General features: G+C 48.7%; 18 protein-coding genes. 1 reads left to right on the forward strand and 17 read right to left on the reverse strand.

The window, feature by feature from the left end; genetic code table 11:
• Positions 1-39: 39 nt before the first annotated feature.
• The 15 genes from coaBC to KSO86_RS07375 all read right to left on the reverse strand — a co-directional run bounded on the left by coaBC (position 40) and on the right by KSO86_RS07375 (position 14,541).
• Entirely contained in the window at positions 40-1,317 is a 1,278-nt protein-coding gene (coaBC, locus tag KSO86_RS07305; RefSeq protein WP_253280629.1) for a bifunctional phosphopantothenoylcysteine decarboxylase/phosphopantothenate--cysteine ligase CoaBC, read from the reverse strand.
• Positions 1,317-1,580 carry a DNA-directed RNA polymerase subunit omega gene (gene rpoZ, locus KSO86_RS07310; RefSeq protein ID WP_091281503.1) on the reverse strand — a complete coding sequence of 88 codons (264 nt, stop codon included), beginning with the start codon at positions 1,578-1,580 and terminating at the stop codon, positions 1,317-1,319. The genes coaBC and rpoZ overlap by 1 nt, the downstream gene beginning before the upstream one ends.
• A 46-nt stretch (positions 1,581-1,626) precedes the next feature.
• Positions 1,627-2,199, reverse strand: coding sequence for a guanylate kinase (gene gmk, locus KSO86_RS07315; RefSeq protein WP_216379304.1), 573 nt, complete (start codon positions 2,197-2,199; stop codon positions 1,627-1,629).
• Positions 2,200-2,336: 137 nt separating this feature from the next.
• Positions 2,337-2,804: a transcription antitermination factor NusB gene (nusB, locus tag KSO86_RS07320; RefSeq protein WP_216379303.1), complete on the reverse strand. Its 468-nt coding sequence runs from the start codon at positions 2,802-2,804 to the stop codon at positions 2,337-2,339.
• A complete protein-coding gene (gene efp / locus KSO86_RS07325; RefSeq protein WP_091281509.1) occupies positions 2,804-3,361 on the reverse strand; it encodes an elongation factor P in 558 nt (185 codons plus the stop codon). The genes nusB and efp overlap by 1 nt, the downstream gene beginning before the upstream one ends.
• 56 nt (positions 3,362-3,417) lie before the next feature.
• Complete coding sequence (locus KSO86_RS07330) at positions 3,418-3,978, reverse strand: nucleoside/nucleotide kinase family protein (RefSeq protein WP_216379302.1); 561 nt, start codon at positions 3,976-3,978, stop codon at positions 3,418-3,420.
• Positions 3,975-5,525, reverse strand: coding sequence for a 3-dehydroquinate synthase (gene aroB, locus KSO86_RS07335; RefSeq protein ID WP_216379301.1), 1,551 nt, complete (start codon positions 5,523-5,525; stop codon positions 3,975-3,977). Before aroB ends, KSO86_RS07330 begins: the two co-directional genes overlap by 4 nt.
• Positions 5,522-6,745, reverse strand: a complete 1,224-nt coding sequence (aroC, locus tag KSO86_RS07340) for a chorismate synthase (protein WP_216379385.1) — start codon at positions 6,743-6,745, stop codon at positions 5,522-5,524. Before aroC ends, aroB begins: the two co-directional genes overlap by 4 nt.
• A complete protein-coding gene (locus KSO86_RS07345) occupies positions 6,742-7,302 on the reverse strand; it encodes a prepilin peptidase (RefSeq protein ID WP_216379300.1) in 561 nt (186 codons plus the stop codon). The genes aroC and KSO86_RS07345 overlap by 4 nt, the downstream gene beginning before the upstream one ends.
• A 27-nt stretch (positions 7,303-7,329) precedes the next feature.
• Entirely contained in the window at positions 7,330-8,052 is a 723-nt protein-coding gene (locus tag KSO86_RS07350; protein WP_216379299.1) for a hypothetical protein, read from the reverse strand.
• A complete protein-coding gene (gene mltG / locus KSO86_RS07355; protein ID WP_216379298.1) occupies positions 8,052-9,173 on the reverse strand; it encodes an endolytic transglycosylase MltG in 1,122 nt (373 codons plus the stop codon). The genes KSO86_RS07350 and mltG overlap by 1 nt, the downstream gene beginning before the upstream one ends.
• Positions 9,174-9,635, reverse strand: coding sequence for a Holliday junction resolvase RuvX (ruvX, locus tag KSO86_RS07360; protein ID WP_216379297.1), 462 nt, complete (start codon positions 9,633-9,635; stop codon positions 9,174-9,176).
• A gap of 18 nt (positions 9,636-9,653) precedes the next feature.
• A complete protein-coding gene (gene alaS / locus KSO86_RS07365; RefSeq protein WP_216379296.1) occupies positions 9,654-12,323 on the reverse strand; it encodes an alanine--tRNA ligase in 2,670 nt (889 codons plus the stop codon).
• Positions 12,324-12,483: 160 nt separating this feature from the next.
• A complete protein-coding gene (gene rpsD / locus KSO86_RS07370; RefSeq protein WP_091281526.1) occupies positions 12,484-13,104 on the reverse strand; it encodes a 30S ribosomal protein S4 in 621 nt (206 codons plus the stop codon).
• Positions 13,105-13,212: 108 nt separating this feature from the next.
• Positions 13,213-14,541 carry a replication-associated recombination protein A gene (locus tag KSO86_RS07375; protein ID WP_366504507.1) on the reverse strand — a complete coding sequence of 443 codons (1,329 nt, stop codon included), beginning with the start codon at positions 14,539-14,541 and terminating at the stop codon, positions 13,213-13,215.
• A 96-nt stretch (positions 14,542-14,637) separates the two neighbouring features.
• On the opposite strand from KSO86_RS07375, the gene KSO86_RS07380 reads away from it, so the two are divergent.
• On the forward strand, positions 14,638-17,067 hold the full coding sequence (locus KSO86_RS07380) for an MMPL family transporter (RefSeq protein WP_216379294.1): 2,430 nt from the start codon (positions 14,638-14,640) through the stop codon (positions 17,065-17,067).
• Here KSO86_RS07380 and KSO86_RS07385 read toward each other — a convergent pair.
• Positions 17,064-17,789, reverse strand: coding sequence for a GNAT family N-acetyltransferase (locus KSO86_RS07385; protein WP_216379293.1), 726 nt, complete (start codon positions 17,787-17,789; stop codon positions 17,064-17,066). The genes KSO86_RS07380 and KSO86_RS07385 overlap by 4 nt on opposite strands.
• Before the next feature lie 48 nt (positions 17,790-17,837).
• Positions 17,838-19,265: a L,D-transpeptidase family protein gene (locus KSO86_RS07390; protein WP_216432015.1), complete on the reverse strand. Its 1,428-nt coding sequence runs from the start codon at positions 19,263-19,265 to the stop codon at positions 17,838-17,840.
• Positions 19,266-19,312: the final 47 nt, after the last annotated feature.

A 19,312-nucleotide genomic window follows, 5' to 3' on the forward strand; every position in this document is an offset into this window, starting at 1 on the left:
ATAGTATTGCGCAAACCGTCCGGTTGCGATGTCAACAAGCTATTTCGTTATCTGGTTTTCTATCGTAGACACAATGGCTTGAGCAACCGTTGGTTTATTCCCCTGATGAGTGTCTACCAGTTTTCCTTGGCCGGTTACGACTGAAACCCGTGTATGTACATCACCAAAACCGATGTCTTCACCGACTTGATTGATGACGAGTAAATCGGCACCCTTTCTGCGGGCTTTGGCAATACCGTACTCGATATATGTCTGATTTTCGTCACCTGTCTCAGCAGCGAAACCAACAATGTATTGCCCAGATTTCTGGCGATGTGCCGCAAGCTCACGCAAAATATCAGGATTAGCTTTTAATTCGAGCTGGAAATTTTCACTACGCTTGATCTTCGTTTGGGACTGCACGACATGAAAATCGCCAATCGCAGCGGCCATGATCATGACATCGGCTGTTGGAGATAACCGTTGCATTTCAACTTGAACGTCATGTGCACTTACCGCGGAGACAATCTCAATTCCTGGTTGACACCGTGCACGGACATCGGTAGCTAAATTGGCGCCCACGAGGATGACGCGGTGTCCATTGCGATAAGCCGCATTAGCGAGTTCGACCCCCATAATCCCCGAAGAATTGTTCGCAATATAGCGCACTGGATCTATAGCTTCCCGGGTCCCGCCAGCAGAAATAACCCATGTCCCATCGGCATCTGTATTGCCCCGTTCTGCGTCGAAACTACGGTCTTGCAATAGCGCGATCGCGCGTTCCGCAATTGTTTCCGGCTCGCTCATACGCCCGACACCAGTATCTTTACCGGTGAGCTGTCCGGCTTCTGGACCAATCAATTCCCATCCTTGCTGACGCAAGAGTTCAACGTTTGCTTGTGTTGCTGGATGTTCCCACATTTGGGTATGCATTGCTGGCGCAATTAATCGCGGGCATGTTGCGACAAGTGCTGAAGCCGTTAACAAGTTATCGGCAATACCGTGGGCGAATTTAGCAATTGTGTTTGCCGTTGCTGGAGCCACCACGAAAAGGTCAGCACGTGCACCAGTATTAACATGTACCACTGCATGAGCATCTTCCGATACGTGCACATGTACGGGATTTCCGGAGATTGCTTCCCAAGTTGTTATACCGACCATCTCCAGTGCAGCGGGAGTAGGAACGACGACGACGTCCGCACCCCACTGCCGCAACCTACGAACAGCAGTTACTGCTTTGTAAGCAGCGATGCCTCCCGTAACGCCAAATAATATTCGAGGCGTATGAGACAAGCCTCCCAATTGGGAGGCTCGTAGATTGACGTTACCGCCCATCATTACTCTCGGGTGAACTTAAGCTTATCGTCAGCAACTTCTTGGAGCGCCACCGATAACGGCTTGTCTTCGGGTGAAGCAGAGACAAGCGGACCAATGCTCGTGATGTTGCCATCACCAGACTTGAGTTCTTGACGGTAGGAGTTGATTTGGCGTGCCCGAGCGGCTCCAAAAACAGCCAACGTGTACTTCGAATCAACCTTTTCTAACAAGTTGTCGATTGCCGGGGACGTGATGCCCTCTGGGTTGGCGGTGGTTCCAGACATATATACCTCTTCTATGGTTGGATCAGCCGGGTTCTTATACAGGTTCTTATTTTACCGCGGATTGCAACAAAATTTGCAGTAGCGCTTCGGTGGCATTAGCCACTGTATCGTTAATAATAACGTAGTCGAATTCATCTTGGGCGGCTAACTCAGTACGAGCAGTAGCCAGGCGTCGTTCCTGTTCTTCCTCGCCTTCCGTGCCACGCCCTTTAAGGCGTTGTTCAAGTTCTTCCCATGATGGTGGTGCGATAAATATTTGCTGAGCTTCTGGCATCGCTTTGCGCACTTGCCGAGCGCCATCCAAATCGAGTTCGAGAATGACATGTTGCCCTCTGGCCATTGCTTCTTCTACCGGCTTTCTGGGAGTTCCATACCGGTGAACTTTATGCACTATGGCCCACTCCAGCATGCCGTCATTAGCTACCAACTCATCAAACTCTTCTGGCGTCACGAAATAATAGTGAGTTCCATCGATTTCGCCGGGACGAGGAGCCCGTGTTGTAGCAGATACGGAATACCAAAGGCTAGGATCTTTTGCCAAAACTTCTTTAAGGACAGTACCTTTACCCACCGCAGTAGGCCCACAAACGACAAATGCTTTACCGTGAAAATCAGTCATAGCTATTATCGTGCCAGAATCTGATTACGACACCAATGCGTGGCTAAGTGGTGTGATTGGTTACCTATCGACTAGCCGCAATGAAAAGTGAGCCAAGAACAGATTTGTTCTTGGCTCACTTTACGTACAAAAGACGTTTACCGCCCCGATGTTTCCTCAGCACGAATCTCTGCGATTCGGTTAAGTACTCCCATCGTGAAACCTACTGCTTTATCTGTGGAGAAATCGCGCACAAGTGACGTAATTTCCTTAACAACGATTGCTACTGGCACATCCAGGTACATTATCTCAGTCGCACCAATTCGTAAAAGATTACGATCTACGATGCTCATACGAGAAAGCGACCATTGCGGCGAAGCAGCCTCAATCATTGAATCGACATCATCTGCCCACTCAACATAGGTGGACACAATGAGTTGCCCATATTCTTGAATCGGTTGTTGCGAAGCAGAAATCTGGCTACGCTCAGCTAACAAAGTAGCTAAATCTTCACCAGCGTCCCGCACATCAGCTTCATAAAGAACATCAAGCGCACGTTGCCGCTGCAATGAGCGACCTTTCCGACGTTTATTCCGCCGGTCATGAGAACGTTCTTCAGCAGTCATCAGGCGCGATTAATGTACTCGCCGGTACGGGTGTCAACCTTGATTTTGGTTCCCTGCTCTAGGAAGAGAGGAACCTGTAGTTCGTAACCGGTTTCTACTGTTGCTGGCTTGGTGCCGGAATTAGAACGGTCGCCCTGCAAACCTGGCTCCGTGTAAGTTACCTCTAGAACAACGGAAGCTGGCAATTCGATGAACAGTACAGCACCTTCGTGCATAGCAACGATGGCGTTGGAGTTCTCGAGCATGTAGTTCTTCGCGTCACCAACGACTTCAGCGCTTACGGGGAGTTGCTCGTAGGTATCGAGATCCATAAAAATGAAGTCGCTACCATCGTTGTATAGGTACTGCATATCGCGACGGTCTACGGTAGCTGTCTCGACTTTCACGCCAGCGTTGAATGTCTTATCAACATTCTTACCGGAAAGCACATTCTTCAGCTTCGTACGAACGAATGCTGGGCCCTTACCCGGCTTCACATGCTGAAACTCAACAACTTGCCAAAGCTGGTTGTCGATTTTAAGCACCATACCATTTTTGAGATCGTTTGTGGTTGCCACGTTTTTCCAATCTGTAGCGTCAATGATTCCTTTTGGATTTTAACTGTTTTTCTTGGCTAACTTGGTGAAGATGCGCTATTTATGAGCATAATTACGTGTTTAGGCACCGCATCTACCATCTCTGCAAGAGTATAACCTGTAGTGTCTAGCGTCCAATCGGCGTATTTCTGGTACTGCGGCATTCGCTCATTGAGCCACATTCTCAGTTCTTTCCGAGGTAACACGATGTTCGTTGCTCGTGGCCCGAATAGTCCTAATCGTTTGACCAGTTCTGCAACAGAACACTCTAAACTCAAAACAAAAACACGTTCTTCACGTTTAACATCAAACACCATCGATGATAAATATTCATGCTCGAAAAAATCAGCCGGGAGGGCTACCGCAAAGTCTGTTTCTGGTTCTGCTGCAATATCGGTGAATAAGTCCCGTACAAGGTCGCCAACGAGAACGTGTCTCTGTGAGCACGGAATCTCAGTAAAAAGATCTTCGTTTGACACGCCAAGTTGCTCAGCCACAATCGTATCAGCATCAGCCACTGTGTAACCATGGGTTTCCAGACCAGCTAAGAGTGTCGTTTTCCCGGCACCGTCAGGGCCAATAATCACAATAGCGGTCATGGTCGGATACTCTCCCATGCAGAATCTAGCATTTCTTGGGAAGGCTCACGAATAATATGCATATTTCGTTCCGTATCGACGACGACGAAGCGCAACTGTCCGTCTCTAACTTTTTTGTCACTGCGCATTGCGCGCTCGATCTGTTCTCGCTTATCAGCGGGGTACGTCGTCGGCAATCCTAACTGCTCTAAGATGCACCTGTGCTCTGTCACGAAATCTGGCGTTGCGTAACCAGCACTAACGGCCAGCGAAGCCGCGAAAATACAACCTACCGCTACGGCTTGACCATGTTTCCAAGAATAGTTTTCTACCAGCTCAATCGCGTGCCCCAAAGTATGCCCATAATTGAGTACCTGACGCAAACTTGATTCACGTAAATCCTGACTTACCACATCGGCCTTCACTCGAATAGCTCGCGCAATGAGTTCGTGAAGATCATAGCTAGGCTGGGCCAGCATTGTAGAGATATTCTGGTCGGCAATAAAACCACACTTGGCGACTTCAGCTAACCCACTCTGACGTTGTTCTTCCGGCAATGTTCCAAGTACATCGAGATCGCAGAATACATACGACGGCGGCCAGAATGTACCAACGAGATTCTTTCCTTGAGCCGTATTGATAGCTGTCTTTCCCCCGACCGCAGCATCTACCATTCCCAAAATCGTCGTCGGTACGGAAACCAACCGAATACCGCGCATCCAGGTGGAAGCGAAAAAACCAGCAACGTCGGTTGTTGCCCCACCGCCAACTGCCAGCACCACGGCATCTCTGCCAAGATGTGCTTGGCCTGCGATATCCCATAATTGTTCGATTGTGTCCGATGATTTTGCTTTTTCACCATCAGGGACTTCAACGGCGACAGAATGCAAACCAGCTAACGTGATCTGTTCATCAATCCGGCCAACATAGCTAGTCAGATGAGGACTATGGATGAGCATGACTTTACTTGCTGGACGCAACGCGCGGACTATCCGTGGCACTAGGTCAGTCCCAACAACGACATCGTAAGGGTTTGGTCCATCAACTGTTATCTGTGTTTGTGATTGTCCGAGTTTATCTAATACGTTTCCTACCACAACATTCAGCCCACGTTCATCTGACATCACGATATCTGACGCAACCTCATAGTAAAATTCACTACGTTCTTGACGCAGGCGTGCAACTGAGGCTGCGATATCATCACCGAGAACTGGCCGGACTGTGCGGGAACGACGCAGTCGCGAAACAAGGACTTCGTCCGCTACATCGATATAAAAAACACGCTCCCGAGTTAATATCCGTCGCGTCTGAGAATTCAGCAGAGCGCCACCGCCGATAGACAGGATTCCAGTGCGTAGCTCACAAGCCTCTTTAATAACCTCGTGCTCAAGCTGACGAAAATGGTCTGCTCCAAAAGTTGCAAAAATATCAGAAATCGACATGCCTGCGCGTTGACTTATCAAACGGTCGGAATCGGTGAACTCTTCGTGCAAACGGTTGGCAACAATTCGACCAACGGTAGTCTTTCCGGCACCTGGCATGCCCACGATAACAGCGCGCAGACTCATAACCCCAACTCGTTTTCAAAAAAAGCCCCATGCTGGTCAGCCAAATTTTCCAGATGTATCTGGATGTCTTGTAGATGGTTACCTGACGCTCGCTCTAACACTGCCGATGCCAGTGTTAATGCCAACATAGACTCTGCGATAACTGTTGCAGGTACAACTGCGCTAGTGTCGGAGCGCTGGTGGTTAGCCGCTACTGGCTCTCCCGTTGCAAGGTCAACGGTTTTTAGGGCGTGTGGGACGGTCGGGATAGGTTTAACAGCAATACGAACAACAACTGGTTCCCCGTTAGTCATCCCGCCTTCTATTCCCCCGGCATGGTTCGATTCACGAGTAATCATCCCATGTTCTAGTGCGAGTTCGTCATGAGCGATAGAACCTCCCCTTATAGCATTGGCAAATCCATCCCCTATTTCAACACCTTTAACTGCAGGTATAGACATCATCGCTTGTGCTATTTGGCCGTCAAGCCGTTCACTCCACACAGTGTATGTGCCAAGAGCTGGCGGCACGTTCCAAGCAATTGCTTCGGCTATGCCACCAATAGTGTCCCCTGTTTTTCGAGCGTAGTCTATCTGTTCCATAAAAAGCCGCTCGGAATGCGGATCCGAAGCTCGCACTGGCGAAGCCTCGATAGTCTGGATGTCAGCTAGAGTAATCGTCTTGTTTACCGCGGTAGCAGTCCCTAAAGCCACCACACGCCCAGCAATCACAATACCAGCTACTTGTCGCAGAAATTCTTTCGCAACATAGCCGAGTGCAACCCGGGCAGCAGTTTCACGAGCGGACGCGCGTTCTAACACATTTCGTAAATCGTCAAAGCGGAACTTTATTGCCCCAGCATAATCAGCGTGACCGGGCCGCGGACGAGTTAGCTTTTTATTCCTTGCTAGTTCGTGAGAGTCTCCACTACCAGAATACTTTCGCAACTCGGCCGGGTCTACGACGTCGGGACTCATAACAGTTTCCCAACGCGGCCACTCACTATTATCTATTTCAATAGCAATCGGACTCCCGAGAGTTTTCCCATGCCGAACTCCCGAAATTATTCGGCAGGAATCTTGCTCAAATTTTTGTCGCGCACCTCGACCATATCCAGTCCGCCGTCGTCGCAACTCCGCTGCTAGCCCAACGGTAGAAATCTCAATCCCCGCGGGCATGCCTTCTATAATTGCGACGAGGCGGCAACCATGTGACTCACCTGCTGTACTCCAACGCATCATATAACCGATTGTGCCAAAGATAATGAACTCATGCTTGCCCAGACGCTCCATGAAGCACCTACAAGAAACGGTCCGAAGGGCACTGATGAGTCAAAATGCAGTCTACGAAACACCAGTCCAACCAGGCTGATAGCCCCGGCACATATAGTAGCTACAACGAAACACGCTACCGCCTCACGTCCGTGAAAGAAGCACATAGCAACCAAAAGCCGCACATCGCCTCTCCCCACATATCGTCCACCTGAAATCACGGATGCAAGCCCTAGCGGAACGCATACTAGTATCAAAGATTGTGCAACCTGTTGCCACCATGACCAGTCGAGACCATAAATACATAGCCCATAAGCTATCGCAGCTACTAGCGCGGCGTTGGTAACCCAAACAATAAGGGTATGGGTATACGCATCGACGACGGCATTTGCGAAAAGCAAACCGTAAAACACGCCAATTGCTAGTGCAGATATTGAGTAACCATCGCTGAGAATAGCGAGACCAATACTCACACAAGCGCTAAACATTCCAGCATAATTCGAAAACTGGATCATCTTCTTGTCCACAGGACACATATTAAGACGAAAGAAAAATCACCCTATTTTGTTATCCACAGTCTCTTGGATTATGTGGAAAGGAAGGTCGATTCCCGAAGAAAGTAGAATCACTTCTCGCAAATATCCCACTAAAAACTGGGGAAATAGCAAGCTGTTGTGTGCAGTTAAAGAATGTCGGTACAACCGGAGAACAGATGCGGACGCCGGAAGCATAGGGATGCGTTCAGCAACGGCACAATCTGTGTCGACAATAGTATCGGTATCGCGGATTTGAACCTGTTCTGGACGCCGAAATTGAACGTCGACGCCCATATTGTGTGCAGCCGCAACAGCAGAGCCAGGCCCACCACATGGGTCGCTAACGATAACAATTTCGTCATAGCTTAGTTCAACGGCGCTTGCTATTGTTGCCCCTGCATTGTAACCACCACCGAGGATTAAAATACGGTCCGCATCAGCAATAGCTAAGCCACGGAGTGCTGAAGACACTGCCCGCGAAACGACGGAGAAGCCAATAAGCATTGAGCTGCTACCAGTGGGCTGGCGGACCAACAGATCACAAGCACCCGTAAGTTTCGCCATACCGTCTAAAAGATCAGCTTTATCATTGCCTAGCACTCTTGTAGGAGCCCAAATAGACTGAATATTCGGATCTATTGCGCATGCATTAAGCTCACTAAAATCAACATGCCGACTACCAGAAACAAGGCTACTAAAAATATCGTATAGCCAGGACGGGCCAATAAATCCATGTGTCATTAGCTATGCGGATGCTCCGAATACCATTTACGCAACACTTCAACGTTCTTCGAATGATCGTCAATGTTGTTGGCAAATAGAGTTTCGCCAGTGTCTAAATTAGTCGTAACAAAGAATAACCAGTCACCCGCTGGCGGATTTGCAGTTGCTTCGATAACCTTCAAGCTCGGATTCGAAATGGGTGTTGGCGGTAAACCAGCATTCAAGTAGGTGTTATAAGGATTGTCATTTTTTAGCTCATCTTCGGTAGGAATGCCACCAAATCTGCCAACTCCATACAACGTAGTCGAATCCATTTGGAGCTTGCCATTGACTTGGCTGTCATCCACTAAACGATTCTCGATAACTCTCGCGACTTGGCCGTAATAGTCTGGCCAATTAACTTCACGCTCCACAATCGATGCCACAATAATTGTACGTTGCCATTGGTCTCGTGGAAGATCAATCTTCTCTAAACCATGGATACGGTTAGCAACCATATCTGAAACAACTTCTTGCACAGTAGCATTGGTTCGAACAGTGTAGGTAGCTGGAGCTAACCAACCTTCTGCGTTCCCTTGAGCTTCATCAGGTAGCCCAATAGCCTTAGGATCATCAACGATCTTTTCAACATCTTCTATAGGCTTGTCCATTGTGTTGGCGATCCGCTCAATAACTTGTTTCTTAGCAAAGCCTTCCGGGATCGTGATTTTTAGTTCAGCCCGACTGGCTGGATCGAGCAAAGCAGAAACTGCACCTTGTCCAGACATCTTCATCTTAAGCTTGTACGCACCAGGCTGGATTGATGCAGAGCGCGGATCTGAGTTGAACGCATCAACAAATGCCCGCTGCGAAGCTACAACATCTGCGTCAAGCAAAATTTTTGCCATCACAGAGCCAGAAGCACCTTCAGGTATTTCTAAAACAACTTCGCCACTACCGGGCCCGGCATAGTCCGTCACAGACTGACTATTGATCAAGCTCTTCACATAGGGAACAGCTACAACGGTTGCAGCGACCACCAAGACGCACGTAACAAACAGAACAATCGCCGATCGAATCCGCTTCTTTCGCCGATAAGCACGTCGAGTCTTTGTCGGTTTCTTACGGTCGGTATCTAACGTCGTGAAAACTTCAGACACTCATCTCTCCTGCATCTCAATACGTTCCCCTGGAGGAAATCCAGTTGCGCGTTCCTGCGCCAGCGCACTCTCTAAAATAATAACCGCTGCGACCTGATCCACAACACTTCGATGAGTAATCTCTTTACGCCCAGCCTCATGCAGAAGATTATGAGCAGTCACTGTACTCAACCGTTCATCAACTAAACACACCTGAACAGGCGCAATCCTGCGAGCTAGTTGTTTTGCCCAACGCCGTGCATTTCGCGCTGATTTCCCCTCCGAACCATCCATGTTCAAAGGTAAACCGACTATAACTTCAAGTGCGTCAAGTTCCGCCACTAGGGCAATAACCGACGTGAAATCATCCTTGTAGCGCCGATAGGTGGCAACAGGTGTGGCAAGGATGCCGGAGGTGTCGCTACGTGCGACACCAACCCGCACCTCACCAACATCGACTGCAATACGTGCACCTACTCGCATGATGAAACTTTCGTCATCCTAGCGTTGTTGGATCGCAGATACGATAGCATCGAATGCTGCATCAATCTTGCTAGCATCGGTACCGCCGCCTTGAGCCATATCAGGCTTGCCGCCGCCGCCACCGCCAAGAATCTTTGCAGCTGTAGAAACAAGAACACCTGCCTTAATTCCCAAGGAACGTGCTTCATCACTTGTCGCGATAACAATTGTCGGCCTTCCCTTGGCCACACCGGTTAGTGCGACCACAGATGGAACCTGCCCTAAACGATCACGGAGATTCATCACTGCAACACGAACATCATCAGCAGAAGCAACGTCTCCTAGATTATGGGTAATAACCGTCACTCCAGCGATTTCTTTGCGCTTGTCTATAACAGATGCCAGTTGCGAAAGCATCTTCTCTTTACGCAGCTCCGCGAGCTCCTTATCCGCAGACTTGAGACGCCCAAGAAGAGCATCAATATGCTCTGGCAACTCTTCAGGACGGACATGAGTCAAGGTCGACAGCTGAGAAACAAGTGCACGCTCGCGAGCTTCTGCAGCATAAGCCCCCTGCCCTACCAAAGCTTCAATTCGCCGGACTCCAGAGCCAATGGACGATTCACCCAATACGCTTACCAAGCCGAGAGCGCCGGAAGCCTTAACATGGGTGCCTGCACACAGTTCACGAGACCAATCTCCGCCGATAGAGACAACACGAACTTCAGTCCCGTATTTTTCACCAAAGAGTGCCATAGCACCAGAAGCACGAGCAGCATCGAGACTCATGACCTCGTCAGTGACTGCAAGATTCTCTTGCAGCCGCTCATTGACACGCGACTCAATGTCACTAAGAATCGTAGCCGGAACCTGTTGCCCATGGCGGAAGTCAAAACGTAAGCGCGAAGGCGAGTTCTCCGAGCCAGCCTGAGTAGCGTCTTCGCCAAGATATTCGTGTAAAGCCTTATGCACCATATGGGTAGCAGTATGTGCACGCGCAATCTGTTCTCTGCGCACTACATCAATGGCTGAATATACTGCGTCATCCAGAGCGATGGATCCTTCGCTTAGCGTGCCACGGTGAACGAAGAGTCCCTTAATAGGCATCTGAACATCTGTAACATCAACTATTCCCCCGCCAGCGACCGTAATACGACCGTGGTCTGCCAATTGGCCACCTTGCTCAGCCCAAAATGGGGTCTGATCCAAAATAATATCAACCTGAGCTGGAGCCTCGACTGCTCCAACGGATACACCGTCCTGTAGCAATCCAACAACTTTGCCATCTGCTAAATAATCGGTATATCCGAGGAAACGAGTATCCCCACCATTGGCTTGAATCTCGTGATAGACAGTGGCATCCACATGACCGGTTTTCTTCGCTTGTGCATCCGCACGGGCACGGTCTTTCTGCTCTTGCATTAGACGGCGGAAGCCCTTTTCGTCAACTGATATTCCTTTTTCTGAAGCCATTTCCAAGGTCAGATCAATCGGGAATCCGTAGGTATCGTGCAAAGTGAACGCAGCATCTCCAGGAAGCTGAGCTCCATCCTCTTTAGCTTTCGCAGCAGCCTGCTCAAAAATCTGGGTGCCTGCAGTCAATGTACGACGGAACGCCTGTTCTTCTCCATATGCAATCTGCGAGATCTGTGCAAAATTTTCTTCCAGCACCGGATACGAATCTTTCATCGCATCCTTGGTTACCGGAAGTAGCTGAGGGTAGGCGACATCGCTGTATCCGAGTAGACGCACTGAGCGAACCGCACGTCGAATCAAGCGTCGGAGGACGTATCCCCTACCATCATTACCAGGACGCACGCCATCGGCAATGAGCATCATCGAAGAACGAACGTGATCAGCGACCACACGCATGAGAATATCATCGTCTTCATTCTGCCCATAGGTCTTACCGGTAATTCTCTCAACTGCTTGAATTACAGGGTAAACTTCATCTGTTTCATACATATTGTTTTTACCTTGCAATAGGTAAGCAATACGTTCTAGACCAGCACCGGTATCAATAGCAGTTTGATCTAGTTCACCAAGAATTGGGAAGTTCTTTCCTTCGCCCTCACCTCGTAAGTACTGGTCGAAAACAAGGTTCCAGATTTCGAGATAACGATCACCACCGGGATCAACATTTCCGCCGACGGCTTCAGGACCGAACTCCGGACCACGATCGTAATGGATCTCCGCACACGAACCAGCAGGCCCGGGCTGTCCAGTAGACCAGAAAATTTCCTCTCGAGTCAGTTTGACAATATGACCTGGATCGAGGCCGATCACTTTCGTCATATGTTCGAACGAGACTTCGTCTTCTTCCCAAATCGTTACCCACAGACGGTCTTTGTCGAGTCCATACCCGCCTTCTTCAACCGACGACGTCAGCAAGCCGAATGCAAGATCCAACGCACCCTCTTTGAAGTAGTCTCCAAAAGAGAAATTGCCACACATCTGAAAGAACGTACCGTGACGAGTAGTTCGACCGACGTTATCTATGTCGTTTGTACGAATACATTTTTGTACCGAAGCTATACGAGGATATGGAGACTTTTCGGTACCGATAATATAAGGAGTAAACGGCACCATTCCAGCAATAGTAAACAGAATAGAAGGATCTGGAGATATGAGTGAAACTGACTCAGCGATATGGTGGCCATGCTTAGCAAAGTAATCCAACCAACGTTGACGAATCTCAGCAGTGCGCATAATGACAATTCCTTATAATTACGATGCCGCGGTTTACGGCGATACTAGCTAGTAGTTTACCGGTCATCCGGCTAGTGTTACAGATCTTAAGATGTGGTGGTATACACGGAATAAAAACGCGCCACGGCATGAACCATGGCGCGTTTTAAAATGCTTACGATCAGCGCGAGTAGAATTCGACGACCATCTGAACATCACAGGTGATCGGAACTTCCGCACGCTTTGGACGGCGGATCAATTCAAAGCGAAGCTTTTCAAGTTCAACCTTCATGTACTCTGGAACAGCTGGGAGCACTGAAGCATGCTGACCCTGAGCTGCAGCAAGGAATTGAGCAGATGCCTGCGAACGTGGCTTAACCTGAACGACCTGTCCTGGCTTTACCCGGAACGACGGGCGGTCAACCAACTTGCCGTCAACGAGAATGTGACGGTGAACTACAACCTGACGAGCCTGTGCAATGGTACGTGCAAAACCAGCACGTAGAACAAGCGCATCAAGACGCATTTCGAGTAGCTCAACTAGGTTCTCACCAGACATACCCTCAATACGACGAGCTTCGTCCCAAACCTTGCGAAGTTGTGCCTCACGAATACCGTACTGTGCACGCAGGCGCTGCTTTTCCTTCAAACGAACCGAGTAGTCAGATTCCTTAACTCGGCCACGTCCATGCTCACCTGGACGGTAGGGACGACGCTGCATGTAACGCTCTGCCTTTGGGGTAAGAGCGAGACCTAGTGCGCGCGACTTGCGCACGAGTTTACGGGCACGATTAGTTGCCATTATTTTCTCCTGTCGATAAATTAGCACTCAGACTAATCTGAGCGGGGCCACCGCAACGGCTAAGACCCCAGGCGTTGCGAGAAACGCAACCTGACAAGGATAGCACGTTCAACTCCTCAAAATCTTGTTAATACGCGCTAGCCGAGAGGTGATTTGAGCCTCGAAACCGCGTCCTGAGGGAACGTAATATTGTTTTTCTTCCAGCTCATCTGGTAGATAATCTTGCTTGACCACACCAGCTGGATCATCGTGGGGATAAATGTAATTAGTATTCTGGCTGACGCTCTTTGCAGCCACTCTAGATGCAGTCACACTCTGATCGCGTAAATGCGCTGGCACCTGTCCAATATTTCCGGCACGAACATCAGCGATTGCTTGGTTAATTGCGAGATAGGCCCGATTAGATTTAGGAGCAGTTGCCAAATGAACAACTGCTCCTGCAAGAATAATGCGTGCTTCCGGCATGCCGACCAAAGCTACCGCCTGCGCTGCTGCAGTTGCTGTTTGTAATGCTGATGGGTCTGCCATGCCTATATCCTCAGCCGCGCTAATCATTATTCTGCGCGCGATGAACCTAGGGTCTTCCCCAGCTTCAAGCATTCGCGCTAAATAGTGGATTGCGGCGTCTACGTCTGAGCCACGGATGGATTTTATAAATGCGGAGATAACGTCATAGTGTTGATCTCCATTTTTGCCGTATCTCACTGCGTGTACGTCAATCGCGTGTTCCACATCAGACAAGGTAATATGCCGATTACCAGCAGAACCAGCAGCCTCCAATATGGTCAATGCACGGCGACCATCTGCACCTGCCAACCGAACTATATGATCACGTGCATCTTCATCGAGGAGTATATGCCCGCCATATCCACGCTCATCACAAACAGCGCGATCCAATAGAGTCGCAATATTGTCTGAGCTTAATGGACGTAGAGTAAGTAGGAGCGAGCGAGACAACAGCGGCGCAATGACCGAAAAACTAGGATTTTCTGTGGTCGCAGCAACTAGAATAACCCAACCGTTTTCAACAGCCGGAAGCAATGCATCTTGCTGGGACTTGGAAAACCGATGAACTTCGTCGATAAAAAGCACCGTCTCTTCACCATGCACTGCCAGCAAATTCCGGGCCTGTTCAATATTGGCCCGTACCTGGGAAACCCCAGCAGACACTGCCGAAATTTCTACAAAATGCCGATTACTTGACTGAGCGACCAGATAGGCCAGTGTGGTTTTTCCAATTCCGGGTGGCCCCCACAGGATAACCGAACTCGGCATACCTGTTGTGCCAGGCTCAATCAAGCGACGGAGGGGTTGCCCTTCGCCGAGTAAGTGCTCCTGCCCCACGACTTCCGCTATGCTTCTTGGACGCATACGCACTGCAAGCGGGGAATGCACGCTTTGTTGGTCCGCTACTGATGACGATTCAAAAAGATCCACGTCTCTAACCTTACCGAACCTAAATAAACAATTCGTCATTAGCATAAAGCTAGGAAGAAACCACCAGCTAAACGTAATTTGTGCCACAATAAAAGTATGTTTACGTGGTTGGGTCAAAAAGTTTCTTATAGGCCAAAAACAGTTATCGCACTGTGGGTCATTCTCGCATTAGTTGGGGCATTTGGAGCGTTGTTAGGATTCGGACAAGGTAACCTGTTAGCCCGAATGAATTCATCAGAATCCATGATCCCAGGCTCTGAATCAGACAAAGTACTCGAAGTTGCTGGCGCAGCGGGACAAGGCGAGAATATCGTTGTCCTCGTAGAGAACGTTTCAGCTGAGGAAGCAGAGTCCGAACTAGCAGATTTTCGCGCTGGCGTTCTAGATCTCCCCCATGTCACCAGTGTTAACGACCCTATCAACGTTAATAATCAATTTGTTGCTGAGCTCGACAAACAGCTCAAGTCTGCAGTGGAAGAAAGCATTGCAAATAACCAAACATTGATCGATGCAGCCGTAGCGGCAGCACTTGAATCGTCACGCGATGTGCTATCTCAGGCGCGTGCGTTCGGTGGTGAACAGGCTGAACGCCAAGCTCGAGAAGCTATTATTTCCCAAGCTACAGATCAAGCACGGACAAAAATCTCTGAGAAAGTTACTACCGAAGCCAAACAACGGATGGCAGCATTGCAAAATCCATCCGATTCCTTCAAAAATGGACAGAACTTCGTTGCGGTTGTTCAGCTAGCTCCCGGACACTATCCAGACACTGTAGCCGACGTCGATAAATCAGTAACTGATTTGCAAACCGGGCTTCGTACACATCACCCTGATGCAAAAGCCGGAGCGCTTTCGATGACTTTAGCCAAAGATGTCATCTTGGAACAAACTGCAGAAGATCTCGTCACTGGAGAAATAGTTGGTCTGCCAATCGCGCTTATCCTACTAATCATAGTTTTTGGCGGTATTATTGCTGCTGGTCTTCCGCTTGGTTCTGCACTAGTGTCCATAGCCATTGGTTTGGGCATGGTCTGGGGTCTAACCTTTATAACGAATGTTGACAATTTTATTCTCAACATAGTTTCCCTTATTGGACTCGCTCTCTCTATTGATTATGGTCTGCTAATCGTGTCCCGCTACCGAGAAGAGATCGCCAAAAGAGTTACCAGTTCAGAAGATCCCTTGTTGCAAGAGCACGTTATTGAAGCAGTTCAAACAACAATTGCCTCGGCAGGACGTACTGTAGCTTTTTCTGCACTTACCATCGCATTTGCCATAAGCGGACTTATGGTTATGAATGCCCCTATGCTGCGTATGATCGCTATCGGCGGAGTAATAGTTACGATACTCGCAGTTACAACCGCAGTAACGCTCGTCCCTGCATTGATTGTGGTGTCGGGTAAAAAACTTGCTCTACCGGCAAAACTTTCACAGGTACCGGTCATGCGGTCACTTTTTAAACTCGTTGGAGATTCAGCGTCCGATCGTGGCGCTTTTTCGGCGCTTGCCCGATGGGTTCATCGTTATCCGTGGCCAGTAATGGTCACAACACTGGTGATTCTGGCAGTGGTAGCCGCACCAATTTTCACTGTTTCATTGCGGTCGAATTTCATCGAGTATCTTCCAAGTGACTCACGTGAAAAAGAGGTCTCAGCAGTTATTGAACGCGACTTCCCCGACTTTGCTACCCCGTCTGGCACCATTCTTGCAGAAACAGACGAAAAATCAGCACTACCATTCGTGAAACAGATCGAAACAATTCCCGGAGTTACCCAGGTACATTCCCCTCAAGTTATCGACGACGGAGTACTTATCAATTTCAATGTCGATTCAGCCGATCCTGTAGGACCAGCAGTTACCAAGGTAGTACAACAAATACGTGACCTCGATACCAGTTACCCGCACTACGTTGGTGGTGCGGCCGCGCTCCAAATGGACTTCAACGCATCTAATAGAGTTGATGCCCCGTTGGCATTGGGCATCGTCGCTTTGGCAGTAATCGTCTTGCTCTTCTTTATGACTGGATCTGTTGTAGCACCATTCACAGCACTAATTATCAATGGCCTATCGCTTCTCGCGGGGCTAGGAGGCGGAGCCTTCCTATTTAATAATGGATACTTGGGCCTCCCCCAAACCAACGGACTTGAAACTTTTGTAGTAGCATCCGCGATCGCATTTGGTTTTGGTTTAGCTATGGATTATGAGGTCTTTCTACTGGCGAGAATCAAAGAATTTTGGGACGACGGCGAATCCAACGACTTAGCTGTTGAACATGGATTGCAGCGTTCAGGCCGAATAATTACCTCCGCAGCAGCAATTATTGTTGCAGTCTTTATCGGATTCGTTTTCGGAGACCTAATTGCGGTAAAACAAATCGGAGTGGTTCTGGCAATTATCGTGATAGTTGACGCAACGATCGTGCGTTTACTATTGGTTCCAGCAACGATGACAATCCTCGGTAAATGGAACTGGTGGGCGCCGCGCCCGCTAAGAAAACTACACAAGCGGTTTGGAATAAAGCACTAACCTAATTCTACAAAAGGTTCACGGCGTCCATGAATCAATGAGGCGCCGTGAGTCATTCCAATGCGTTCATATAGCTTACGTGCGGGGTTATTCCACGCCCACATGGTAAATTGCACTGTTTCTAAGCTGGATAAAAGCTGATTGATTGCTCCCACCATTATCGCAGCAGCATAGCCTTTACCACGATACGCAGGTTTCGTCCCTAGACCGTGTAGATAGGCGTGCTTCGCAAAAGTATCATAGCCAACAACAGCCACAATGGTGTCATTTTCTCGCAGAATGAACCATGATAACGATTCAAAGAAACTGTGCGCTTCGCTCAACGGATTCGACTCGTATAACACAGCTCGAATCTGAGAAGACATCGCTGCTAGTTCTAACGAGCCGTGAGGAAGATGCTCTACTCGTTGGGCACCCGGCACCGGAAAAAGCTCTGATTCTGCATAATAAAAATCCCAGCCCCAGCCAAAAGACGGCCCAAAATAGTCCTTCATGTCGTCAGTTAAAGCAACATAAAGGCTCGTCGACATCAACGTCCACTCCGGCCGAGGGAATGAGCTACGAACTATTTCTAGCTGTTTGATCGATTGATCAATCTCGCCATAAATGGCTAAACTCAGTTTTCCACGATTCGGCCCGTATAGGACAGCGCATCTTTCATCTTCATATGTATATAATGGCTTTTCATCGCCCCACTCGTGGCGAACACACAATTGCCACATAGGAGTGTTGACGCCACTACCTCGAAACATCATCGTCGCAAATGCGTATTAGTAATGCGAGAGGACGACCGTCCCTATGGGAGCCCAATCGAAGAGTGTGTGCGCATCATCAACTGACATATTCAGACATCCGTGGGAACCATGGTCTCCAGCATGATAACCAAAACTACTAAACCAGGGCGCCCCATGGATCGCATAGTCACCATGGAAATACATAACCCATGGGACATTAGGGACATGGTAAGTACTTCCGTCAAGGTTCCGACCAGTCATATTTTGTTGTGCAACCTTATGCCAAACTTTGAATTCACCAGTGACTGTAGGAGTATTAGTTGATCCTGGAACAAAAAGTGCTGGGCCACGTACTTGCGTAGCACCTTCGTATCCTATTGCACTGAAGTTTGATAAGTTGACATCAATCCATTTTTCGCCTTCAGCAGCAAGATATGGAAGATTCTCAGCTCCCGCAGCGACAACTTTTTCTTCCCAAGTTTTCTCACCCTCAGTCACTTCAGTGACTGCAGCTGTTGGCTGACTTGCGATAAAATTGGTGGCAATTTGCTGGACTATATCGTCGATATTTGTAACAGTCTTTTTGCCGTGAGGCTCCGTTTTTACTTTAAGGATTTCACCTGATGCACTCTTATAGCGCATACCGACTACAGCCTCAGCTTCTAGCGGTTTAGACGATTCGGTGACCCATTTTGATACTGTCTCTCGGTCAATCTCAGGCTCGCCGTCGACGACTTTAATCCACGATGCCTTGGTAACGGCGTCTGCCACTAAAGTCTCATTCCCTACTACGAGTGTTACTTCAGTTGCGACAATATCGTTAGCTGTTTTTGCAATTTGTTTAAGTTCTTCACTCGGATCTTTAGCTGGAAGATCTACGGTCTTAACTTTAACTGAGATAGTTTTCTGGGCATGCGCAAGTACATTGGCAACACGCTTGACTTCTTTTGCTGGAACTCCCTGTCCATCTGTTCCAGGAACGACGACGAAGGTATCATCTTTAAGTTCAACATGCGGATCCGTTGGAGGAGTAATTGATTCTTGACCTTCGGTTAAAGAGCGAGCAAACTTTTCAATTTTCTCAACATCTACGAACGCTAGTACAGGGTCCACAGACGGCTTCGTAAATACCGATGTCAAATAATCCCCGACAGAACGATGCTTAGTTAATGCAGCAGAGGTAGTTTTTGAAACGTCCAACGACGCGCCCAGGGTAGCTAAATTCGCAGTTACATCGTTAACACCCTGACCGCCAATTTTTGCAGAAATAGTGCGTACATTAGATGTTAGCTTGGACTCGATTTCCGATTTGCTCATACCGCCGACGTTAAGATCGCCGATGTGTGTTTGAGGTAGCGCTCTGCCTGATATTGCAAAATAGCTTACATAGGTAACTATGGCTATCAAAATAACGCCACTTAGACCTAAAGTTCCGAAGAGAGCCAACCGTTTTTTCGTCATCATTTACCTCGACATCAACTTGACTCTAGTGTGTGGTGCATCATTTCCGA

The organism is Arcanobacterium phocae, from assembly GCF_018913465.1.
Classification (GTDB): domain Bacteria; phylum Actinomycetota; class Actinomycetes; order Actinomycetales; family Actinomycetaceae; genus Arcanobacterium; species Arcanobacterium phocae_A.

Coding starts and splice junctions, on each gene's coding strand:
- coaBC (WP_253280629.1), bottom strand. CDS start 1,317: ATGATGGGCGGTAACGTCAATCTACGAGCCTCCCAATTGGGAGGCTTG.
- rpoZ (WP_091281503.1), bottom strand. CDS start 1,580: ATGTCTGGAACCACCGCCAACCCAGAGGGCATCACGTCCCCGGCAATC.
- gmk (WP_216379304.1), bottom strand. CDS start 2,199: ATGACTGATTTTCACGGTAAAGCATTTGTCGTTTGTGGGCCTACTGCG.
- nusB (WP_216379303.1), bottom strand. CDS start 2,804: ATGACTGCTGAAGAACGTTCTCATGACCGGCGGAATAAACGTCGGAAA.
- KSO86_RS07330 (WP_216379302.1), bottom strand. CDS start 3,978: ATGACCGCTATTGTGATTATTGGCCCTGACGGTGCCGGGAAAACGACA.
- aroB (WP_216379301.1), bottom strand. CDS start 5,525: ATGAGTCTGCGCGCTGTTATCGTGGGCATGCCAGGTGCCGGAAAGACT.
- aroC (WP_216379385.1), bottom strand. CDS start 6,745: ATGATGCGTTGGAGTACAGCAGGTGAGTCACATGGTTGCCGCCTCGTC.
- KSO86_RS07350 (WP_216379299.1), bottom strand. CDS start 8,052: ATGACACATGGATTTATTGGCCCGTCCTGGCTATACGATATTTTTAGT.
- ruvX (WP_216379297.1), bottom strand. CDS start 9,635: ATGCGAGTAGGTGCACGTATTGCAGTCGATGTTGGTGAGGTGCGGGTT.
- alaS (WP_216379296.1), bottom strand. CDS start 12,323: ATGCGCACTGCTGAGATTCGTCAACGTTGGTTGGATTACTTTGCTAAG.
- rpsD (WP_091281526.1), bottom strand. CDS start 13,104: ATGGCAACTAATCGTGCCCGTAAACTCGTGCGCAAGTCGCGCGCACTA.
- KSO86_RS07380 (WP_216379294.1), top strand. CDS start 14,638: ATGTTTACGTGGTTGGGTCAAAAAGTTTCTTATAGGCCAAAAACAGTT.
- KSO86_RS07385 (WP_216379293.1), bottom strand. CDS start 17,789: ATGTGGCAATTGTGTGTTCGCCACGAGTGGGGCGATGAAAAGCCATTA.
- KSO86_RS07390 (WP_216432015.1), bottom strand. CDS start 19,265: ATGATGACGAAAAAACGGTTGGCTCTCTTCGGAACTTTAGGTCTAAGT.